The organism is Escherichia sp. WS1265 (assembly GCF_046487585.1).
GTDB lineage: Bacteria > Pseudomonadota > Gammaproteobacteria > Enterobacterales > Enterobacteriaceae > Escherichia > Escherichia coli.
This window is the reverse complement of record NZ_JBJQJE010000008.1, coordinates 192069-200517: the sequence shown is the minus strand read 5'-3', so window position 1 is coordinate 200517 and position 8449 is coordinate 192069. Positions and strand designations below refer to the sequence as shown.

8 protein-coding genes are annotated in these 8449 nt (G+C 50.4%); 2 read left to right on the top strand and 6 right to left on the bottom strand.

Annotated features, from left to right (window positions below; all coding sequences use genetic code 11):
* The first annotated feature begins 376 nt into the window (after positions 1 to 376).
* Entirely contained in the window at positions 377 to 1069 is a 693-nt protein-coding gene (locus ACJHX3_RS10625; RefSeq protein ID WP_001131177.1) for a FadR/GntR family transcriptional regulator, read from the top strand.
* 22 nt (positions 1070 to 1091) lie between these two features.
* Positions 1092 to 2519 (top strand): multidrug transporter subunit MdtD, encoded by a 1428-nt coding sequence (gene mdtD / locus ACJHX3_RS10620; protein ID WP_077167768.1) that lies wholly within the window; start codon positions 1092 to 1094, stop codon positions 2517 to 2519.
* Here mdtD and rbsR read toward each other — a convergent pair.
* The 6 genes from rbsR to rbsD all read right to left on the bottom strand — a co-directional run bounded on the left by rbsR (position 2485) and on the right by rbsD (position 8353).
* The gene (gene rbsR / locus ACJHX3_RS10615; protein ID WP_000224462.1) at positions 2485 to 3477 is read right to left on the bottom strand and encodes a ribose operon transcriptional repressor RbsR; all 993 of its coding nucleotides are present in this window, start codon (positions 3475 to 3477) and stop codon (positions 2485 to 2487) included. The genes mdtD and rbsR overlap by 35 nt on opposite strands.
* Before the next feature lie 3 nt (positions 3478 to 3480).
* On the bottom strand, positions 3481 to 4410 hold the full coding sequence (gene rbsK, locus ACJHX3_RS10610; protein ID WP_001361088.1) for a ribokinase: 930 nt from the start codon (positions 4408 to 4410) through the stop codon (positions 3481 to 3483).
* Positions 4411 to 4535: 125 nt separating this feature from the next.
* The gene (rbsB, locus tag ACJHX3_RS10605) at positions 4536 to 5426 is read right to left on the bottom strand and encodes a ribose ABC transporter substrate-binding protein RbsB (RefSeq protein ID WP_001056273.1); all 891 of its coding nucleotides are present in this window, start codon (positions 5424 to 5426) and stop codon (positions 4536 to 4538) included.
* 24 nt (positions 5427 to 5450) lie between these two features.
* Positions 5451 to 6416, bottom strand: a complete 966-nt coding sequence (rbsC, locus tag ACJHX3_RS10600; RefSeq protein ID WP_000211858.1) for a ribose ABC transporter permease — start codon at positions 6414 to 6416, stop codon at positions 5451 to 5453.
* A gap of 4 nt (positions 6417 to 6420) precedes the next feature.
* The gene (rbsA, locus tag ACJHX3_RS10595; RefSeq protein WP_000387770.1) at positions 6421 to 7926 is read right to left on the bottom strand and encodes a ribose ABC transporter ATP-binding protein RbsA; all 1506 of its coding nucleotides are present in this window, start codon (positions 7924 to 7926) and stop codon (positions 6421 to 6423) included.
* Positions 7927 to 7933: 7 nt separating this feature from the next.
* A complete protein-coding gene (gene rbsD, locus ACJHX3_RS10590; RefSeq protein WP_094321910.1) occupies positions 7934 to 8353 on the bottom strand; it encodes a D-ribose pyranase in 420 nt (139 codons plus the stop codon).
* Positions 8354 to 8449 lie beyond the last annotated feature (96 nt).

The window sequence follows — 8449 nt, the reverse complement described above, 5'->3', positions numbered from 1 at the left end:
GAGTGCCCACACAGATTGTCTGATAAATTGTTAAAGAGCAGTGCCGCTTCGCTTTTTCTCAGCGGCGCGGGGTGTGCATAATACGCTTTCCCGCTACAGAGTCAAGCATTTATTTTTGCTTTCTCTGCCGGAATTCTCAGGAGAACCCCGCTGACCCGGCGGCGTGTTTGCCGTTGTTCCGTGTCAGTGGTGGCGCATTATAGGGAGTTATTCCGGCCTGACAAGAGGAAATTTAAAATAATTTTCTGACCGCGCATTTTTTCAGCAAAAGCCCCGTTAATGTGCCATAAAACAAGCAATTTGCCGTTTTTGCAACCGTAATCACACTTCCTGGTGGCATACTAAGGAGGAATAAAAAGAAAAAGGAAGATTAGTAATGCCTTTAAGCGCACAACAGTTAGCTGCACAGAAAAACCTTTCGTATGTTCTGGCTGAGAAGCTGGCGCAACGCATCTTAAAAGGTGAATATGAACCCGGCACCATTTTGCCCGGTGAGATTGAGCTGGGCGAGCAATTTGGAGTGAGTCGTACAGCGGTACGCGAAGCGGTCAAAACGTTAACGGCAAAAGGGATGGTTTTACCGCGACCGCGAATTGGTACCCGGGTAATGCCACAATCGAACTGGAATTTTCTTGATCAGGAATTGCTTACCTGGTGGATGACAGAAGAGAACTTTCATCAGGTCATCGATCACTTTCTGGTTATGCGTATCTGTCTGGAGCCGCAAGCTTGCCTACTGGCTGCAACGGTTGGCACCGCGGAACAGAAGGCGCATCTCAATACGTTAATGGCCGAAATGGTGGCATTAAAAGAGAACTTTCGCCGTGAACGCTGGATTGAGGTCGATATGGCCTGGCATGAGCATATCTATGAAATGAGCGCCAATCCGTTTTTGACCTCATTCGCCTCGCTATTCCATTCGGTTTATCACACTTACTTCACGTCAATTACCAGCGACACAGTGATAAAGCTGGATCTGCATCAGGCGATTGTCGATGCGATTATCCAAAGCGATGGCGACGCGGCATTTAAAGCTTGTCAGGCGCTGCTACGCTCACCTGATAAGTGATAACCCGATAACAGGACATTGAATGAGCGATAAAAAGAAGCGCAGTATGGCGGGTTTGCCGTGGATCGCGGCGATGGCCTTCTTCATGCAGGCACTTGATGCCACTATTCTGAATACCGCCTTACCCGCAATCGCTCATAGCCTTAATCGTTCTCCTCTCGCGATGCAATCAGCCATCATCAGTTATACGCTGACGGTGGCGATGCTTATTCCTGTAAGCGGATGGCTAGCCGATCGCTTCGGTACGCGTCGCATATTTACCCTTGCCGTGAGTCTGTTCACGTTGGGTTCTCTGGCCTGCGCACTTTCTAACTCGCTACCACAGCTGGTTGTCTTCCGGGTTATTCAGGGGATAGGCGGCGCAATGATGATGCCTGTTGCTCGGCTGGCCTTACTGCGCGCTTATCCTCGTAATGAGCTTCTTCCTGTATTGAATTTTGTCGCCATGCCGGGTCTGGTGGGGCCAATTTTAGGCCCCGTTCTTGGCGGCGTGCTGGTCACCTGGGCAACCTGGCACTGGATATTTTTAATCAATATCCCCATAGGTATTGCGGGCCTTCTTTACGCGCGCAAACATATGCCCAATTTCACCACCGCACGACGCAGATTCGATATCACTGGCTTTTTGCTGTTTGGCCTTAGCCTTGTTCTATTCTCAAGCGGAATAGAGCTATTCGGGGAAAAGATTGTCGCCAGTTGGATTGCCTTGACGGTAATTGTCACCAGCATCGGGTTACTGCTTCTCTATATTCTCCATGCACGACGCACGCCAAACCCATTAATTTCATTAGATTTATTTAAAACCCGCACTTTCTCGATCGGTATCGTAGGTAATATTGCAACCCGTCTGGGGACCGGCTGTGTACCGTTCCTTATGCCATTGATGTTACAGGTAGGATTTGGTTATCAGGCGTTTATTGCCGGCTGTATGATGGCACCGACAGCGTTAGGTTCCATTATTGCAAAATCGATGGTTACCCAAGTCTTACGTCGTCTGGGCTATCGCCATACATTAGTGGGGATCACGGTGATTATTGGGCTAATGATCGCTCAGTTCTCTTTGCAATCACCGGCAATGGCGATATGGATGCTGATCTTGCCGTTGTTTATATTAGGGATGGCTATGTCGACGCAATTTACCGCGATGAATACCATCACACTTGCCGATCTGACCGATGACAACGCCAGCAGCGGTAACAGTGTTCTGGCGGTCACGCAGCAACTGTCTATCAGTTTAGGCGTTTCTGTAAGTGCGGCCGTCCTTCGCGTTTATGAAGGGATGGAAGGCACAACGACTGTCGAACAATTCCACTATACGTTTATCACGATGGGCATTATTACTGTTGCTTCAGCAGCAATGTTCATGCTTCTGAAAACAACCGATGGTAATAATTTGATCAAAAGACAGCGTAAATCTAAGCCGAACCGCGTTCCATCAGAATCGGAGTAAGTTGTAATCGTTGTTGCTGAAGGGTCGGTTGGGTTATCCGATGGATGAGTACATCAATCGCCAGCTCCCCTAGTTCATCTTTCGGTTGGTGGATAGTGGTTAATGGTGGCGTCATAAAGCTTGCCAGTTCGATATCGTCATAGCCAATCACCGCAATATCCTGCGGAACTTGTAACTCTGCCTGATACAGCGCCTGGTAAACGCCAACAGCCATAGCGTCATTTCCGGTAAAGACGGCCTGAGGACGCAGCGGATGTAATAACAGTTGGCGCATAGCGTCAAACCCGCCGTTAAATTCAAAATCACCAGTGACTTCATAGCCATCAGGAATGTTGAGACCCGCACGTTTCATCGCCGCCCGATAACCTTCCAACCGCAGGCGTGCCGGAGTTTTATCCAGCGGGCCGGTAATACAGGCGATACGGGTATGACCTTTATCGATCAGATATTGCGTTGCTAAGTCTCCGCCCAGCAACGAGTTATCCTGAATAAGATCGCTGTCGCCATCGAACGGAGCCCAGTCCATCATCACAGTAGGCACTGTCGGATAACGTTGCATGATTTCACGCGAAGGTTGATGCGTTTCGGTGCACAGTAACAGCAAGCCATCAACGCGTTTTTGCATCAGCGTTTCCAGATTGCGATTCATCCGCTGTTCATCGCCTTCGGTATTGCAAAGGACAAGACTATAACCGCGTTCGAAGCAACTGCGTTCAACGCCACGCACCAGTTCAGAATAGAAAGGATTGGTACTGGCAGTGATCAACATGCCAATGGTATGTGTTTGATTGAGTTTGAGGCTACGCGCCAGGGCTGATGGCGCGTAATTGAGTTCTTTAATCGCCGCTTCAACTTTGGCGGTAATCGCTTCACTGACGAAGCGATCTTTATTGATAACGTGAGAAACTGTTGAGGTAGAAACGCCCGCCAGGCGGGCAACATCTTTCATTGTAGCCAAGCGTCACCTCTGCCTGTCTAAAAATGCGTCGATCTCTTCACGCCACGGTACGGAAGGTTGTGCGCCTTTACGTGTTACGGCAATCGCAGCGGCAGCATGAGCAAACCGAATCGCCTCTGGCAATGGTTTTTCTTCCAGCAACGCCGTGATTAACGCGCCGTTAAAGGTATCTCCGGCAGCAATGGTATCGACAGCCTGCACCCGGAATCCAGGAACGCGCTGACCTTCACCATTCACGCTAGCCCATACACCACGACTTCCTAAAGTAATCAGTACAGTACGGATACCTTTTTCATGCAGTACCTGCGCCGCCTTCGCTGCATCTTCATCATTTTCAACACGAATACCGGTGAGCTTTTCTGCTTCCGTTTCGTTTGGCGTAATAATGTCCACCAGTGCCAGCAGTTCGTCAGGAAGTTCGCGAGCCGGAGCCGGGTTAAGCGCAACGATAGTCTTATTTTGATGGGCGATTTTCGCCGCTGCCATCACACTTTCGAGTGGTGATTCCAGCTGCATTAATAATGCTGACGCGTTGGCAATACGCTCACGTTGCGCTTCCACCAGTGCCGGGGAAAGGGCAGCATTAGCGCCGGCATGAATACCGATGACATTCTCACCTTCGCCATTAACAAAAATCAGCGCCACACCTGTTGATTCGCCTTTGATCACGCTGACCGGAGAAATATCGATGTTATCAGTGGCGAGCTGCTGGCGAACGCTCTCACCAATGCTGTCATCGCCAGTGCAGGCAATAAACGCGATATTCGCACCGCTACGCCCAGCAGCCACAGCCTGATTAGCGCCTTTGCCGCCAAATGCAACCTGATAGTGGTTACCGGTTACGGTTTCGCCTGGGGTAGGAAAAGATTGAAGATTAAGAATGTGGTCAGCATTAATGCTGCCAAGAACAACGAGGCTGCCTGCGTTTTGCATATTCGGGATGTCCATAAAATGCGCCACCGTGTTAGGGTGGCGCGTGCCCTGCTTTTCTTTATATTACACGTTCATCTGTCGATGCCGTATTTATGTCACCATCAGGTCATACAACCTGATTAAAACTACTGCTTAACAACCAGTTTCAGATCAACCGGATACTTAGCCTGAACTTTCTCACCTTTCAGTACTTTATCGGCGGTTTCGACGCCTTTCGCGCCAATCTGATCGGGTAGCTGAGCGATAGTCGCTGCTAGTTTGCCATCATTCACCGCTTTTTCGCCATCCGGTGTACCGTCAAATCCGACGACCATCACATCCGATTTACCGGCAGTTTGCAGTGCGCGCAGCGCGCCCAGCGCCATTTCATCATTCTGCGCGAATACAGCCTGAACATCCGGATGTGCGGTCAACAGGTTCTGCATTACGTTCAAACCTTTAGTGCGATCAAAATCTGCTGGCTGGCTGGCAAGAACATTAAACTTGTGAGCAGCAACAGCCTGCTGGAAGCCTTCGCCACGTTCACGGGCTGCGGATGTACCGGCAATGCCTTGCAGCTCGATAACTTTGGCACCTTCACCCGCTTTCTTCGCGATGTAATCACCGGCGATTTTGCCGCCCAGTACGTTATCAGAAGCAATGTGGCTCACCACTTCACCTTTCGTTGCCTGGCGGTCAAGAGTGATAACCGGGATGTTCGCCTGGTTAGCCATCTTCACAGCATTACCCACTGCGTCGGAGTCGGTCGGGTTAATCAGCAGAATTTTGGTGCCGCGAACGGTTAAGTCCTGCACGTTCGCCAGCTCTTTCGCCGGGTTATTCTGGGAGTCCAGCACCACCAGGTTATAGCCAAGTTTATCCGCCTCTTTCTGCGCGCCATCTTTCAGCGATACAAAGAACGGGTTGTTAAGCGTGGAGACCACCAGCGCGATGGTGTCTTTTGCCATCGCATTCGCACTGACGGTGGCGCTTAGCGCAACAGCGGAAACCAGGGTAGCCAGTTTTTTCATGTTCATATTCAAGATGTCCTGTAGTCGTTATTACTGCTTTTTGTTGTCTACCAGCACCGCCAGCAAAATCACCACCGCTTTGACGATCATCTGGTAATAGGAGGAAACACCTAACAAATTCAATCCATTATTAAGGAAGCCAAGAATTAATGCGCCGATCAACGTCCCAACAATGCGACCTTTTCCGCCCGCCAGACTCGTACCGCCCAGAACCACCGCAGCAATAGCATCCAGCTCATAGCCAGTCCCCGCCGTGGGTTGTGCGGAGGAGAGACGCGCCACTTCAATGATCCCGGCCAGCGATGCCAGCAGACCACAAAGAGAATAGACGATGATTTTGATTTTATTGACGTTGATACCAGAAAGACGCGTTGCCGCTTCGTTGCCGCCCAGCGCGTAGATGTAACGCCCCAAACGCGTGTGATGCAGCATGTACCAGGCCGCGAGGAAGACAATACCCATGATCCAGACTGGCGTCGGTACGCCCAGCGGACGACCAATACCAAACCAGCCAAACAGATCGGCGTTCTCAGTAAAGCCGGTATTCACTGGGCTACCGTTGGTATAAACCATGGTCACGCCGCGCAGTAAAAGCATCATAACCAGCGTAGCGATAAACGCCTGGACGCGACCTTTCGCTACAATCACCCCGGTTACCGCACCAATTGCGGCACCTAACGCGAGAGCAGCAGCAACAGCCACCAGCGCATTGACTTCAATGCCGACGATAGATGCAGCAACTGCGCCGGTCAGCGCCAACAGAGAACCTACCGACAAGTCGATGCCCGACGTCAGGATCACCAGCGTCATCCCGACTGCCATAATGGCGTTCACCGAGGTTTGCTGGAGAATATTGAATAAGTTATTGATGGTGAAAAAGTTCGGACTTAACGTCGAGACAATCGCGATCAGCACCAGCAGAGCGATAAGCGATTTCTGCTCCATCAGCCACGCTTTCGTGAAATAACGGCGACCAGAGACAGTCTGGGTTGTCATTTTTTTACTCCTGATTCACGCGATTAAGCTTGCCCACAGCGGCAGCCATTAACACTTCCTGGGTGGCCTGCTCACGAGTAAATTCCCCGCTGAGATGCCCTTCATGCATGACGATGATGCGATCGCTCATGCCTAATACTTCTGGCATCTCCGATGACACCAGAATGATGCTCAAGCCATCGGCTTTGAACTGGTTAATCAGTTGATAGATCTCTTTTTTCGCGCCGACATCTACGCCACGGGTAGGCTCATCGAGGATCAACACTTTGGGGCGTGTCATCAGACCACGGGCAATCGCCACTTTTTGCTGATTGCCACCGGAAAGCAGACCAATTGCCTGTTCCATCGACGGCGTTTTCACATTAAACAGACGAATGAAATCACTTACTGCCTGCTGTTCATCGGCATGCTTCAAACTGCCGCCAGCGCGGCTGAAGTAGCGCAGCGCGGTCAGCGACATATTCTCTTTTACTGACATGCCCAGCACTAAACCGTCACGTTTACGGTCTTCGGAGATATACACAATGCCGTTTGCCAGGCCATCCTGCGGTGAACGGGTAACAACTTCATGCCCATCCAGGGTGACGTAACCGCTGGTGCGCGGCAGTGCGCCGTAGAGCACTTTCATCAGTTCGGTACGACCTGCGCCCATCAAACCAGAGACGCCAAGAATTTCGCCTTTGCGTAAAGTAAAAGAGACATCGTTAACGCCAGGTCCGCAGAGATTATCGACTTTCAGGCGAATATCTCCTGGCGCTTTGTCCAGGTGCGGATATTGATCTTCCAGCTTGCGGCCCACCATCATCTCAATCAGCGAATCTTCGGTCAGTGATGCTACTTCACGCTCAGCAATAAATTGCCCATCACGAAAAACGGTAACGTCATCGCAAATCTCGAAGATTTCTTTCATGCGGTGGGAAATATAGACAATACCGCGGCCTTGCGATTTCAGCTCGCGGATGACGCGGAACAAGGATTCGGTTTCGGTATCGGTCAGCGCATCGGTCGGTTCATCCATAATGATGACTTTCGACTCAAAGCTCAGCACTTTGGCTATTTCAACCATTTGCTGGTCACCGATGGAAAGATCGCCCACTAACTTGTCGCTTTTAAAGCGCAGGTTAAGTTTAGCCAGCAATTTATCCGCTTCGGCATACATGGTTTTCCAGTCAATTTTGCCAAAGCGATTAACAAACTCACGACCGAGGAAAATGTTTTCGGCAATGGTCAACTGCGGGATCAGGTTCAGTTCCTGATGGATAATCCCAATCCCGGCTTCCTGGGAAGATTTCGGCCCGGTAAACGTCGTTTCTTTCCCCAGCCATAAAAGCGTACCGGCATCGCGAGTATAGATACCCGTAAGCACTTTCATCATGGTGGATTTACCCGCACCGTTTTCGCCCACCAGCGCCATCACGCGGCCAGGATAGACATTTAACGCTGCACCCGAGAGGGCTTTTACGCCCGGGAAGGCTTTATCGATGCCTTTAAGCTGAAGTAATGCTTCCATGACGGCCTCAGAACGTCACGCCAGCACAGAGAATGATATTCGCATACGGAGAACATTCTCCGCTGCGAATTACCGCCTGACTTTCTGCGGTTTGTTGTTTGAATTGTTCATGCGTGGTGTAACGAATTTCAATGGTATTTCCCTGGTGTTTTTGCAGCTGCTCAAGGTGAGTGAGCAACGTTTCGTGGAGTTGCGGATTATGTTGTTTGATCTCTTCCGCGATAATGGCTGCCTCGACCTGCATTTCATTTGTGACGACGCCCAGCACCTGCATAAAAGAAGGTACACCCTGGGTTAATGCCATATCGATACGCGTTGTACTTTTGGGGATGGGTAAACCTGCATCACACACCACCAGCGTATCGGTATGTCCCAGTCGGGAGATCACCGATGAAATATCAGGATTAAGAACGGTGCCTTTTTTCATTTTTTTCTCCATCAGCGAAACGTTTCGCTGACCCGCAGTTTAATCCTGACTGAGTTGGGAAAACCATCGTGAAGTTACGGAAATGTGATCAACCTC

What these genes read in the sequence shown, in the direction of transcription:
- ACJHX3_RS10625 (WP_001131177.1), top strand. Translation starts at nt 377, where the DNA reads ATGCCTTTAAGCGCACAACAGTTAGCTGCACAGAAAAACCTTTCGTAT.
- mdtD (WP_077167768.1), top strand. Translation starts at nt 1,092, where the DNA reads ATGAGCGATAAAAAGAAGCGCAGTATGGCGGGTTTGCCGTGGATCGCG.
- rbsK (WP_001361088.1), bottom strand. Translation starts at nt 4,410, where the DNA reads ATGCAAAACGCAGGCAGCCTCGTTGTTCTTGGCAGCATTAATGCTGAC.
- rbsB (WP_001056273.1), bottom strand. Translation starts at nt 5,426, where the DNA reads ATGAACATGAAAAAACTGGCTACCCTGGTTTCCGCTGTTGCGCTAAGC.
- rbsC (WP_000211858.1), bottom strand. Translation starts at nt 6,416, where the DNA reads ATGACAACCCAGACTGTCTCTGGTCGCCGTTATTTCACGAAAGCGTGG.
- rbsA (WP_000387770.1), bottom strand. Translation starts at nt 7,926, where the DNA reads ATGGAAGCATTACTTCAGCTTAAAGGCATCGATAAAGCCTTCCCGGGC.
- rbsD (WP_094321910.1), bottom strand. Translation starts at nt 8,353, where the DNA reads ATGAAAAAAGGCACCGTTCTTAATCCTGATATTTCATCGGTGATCTCC.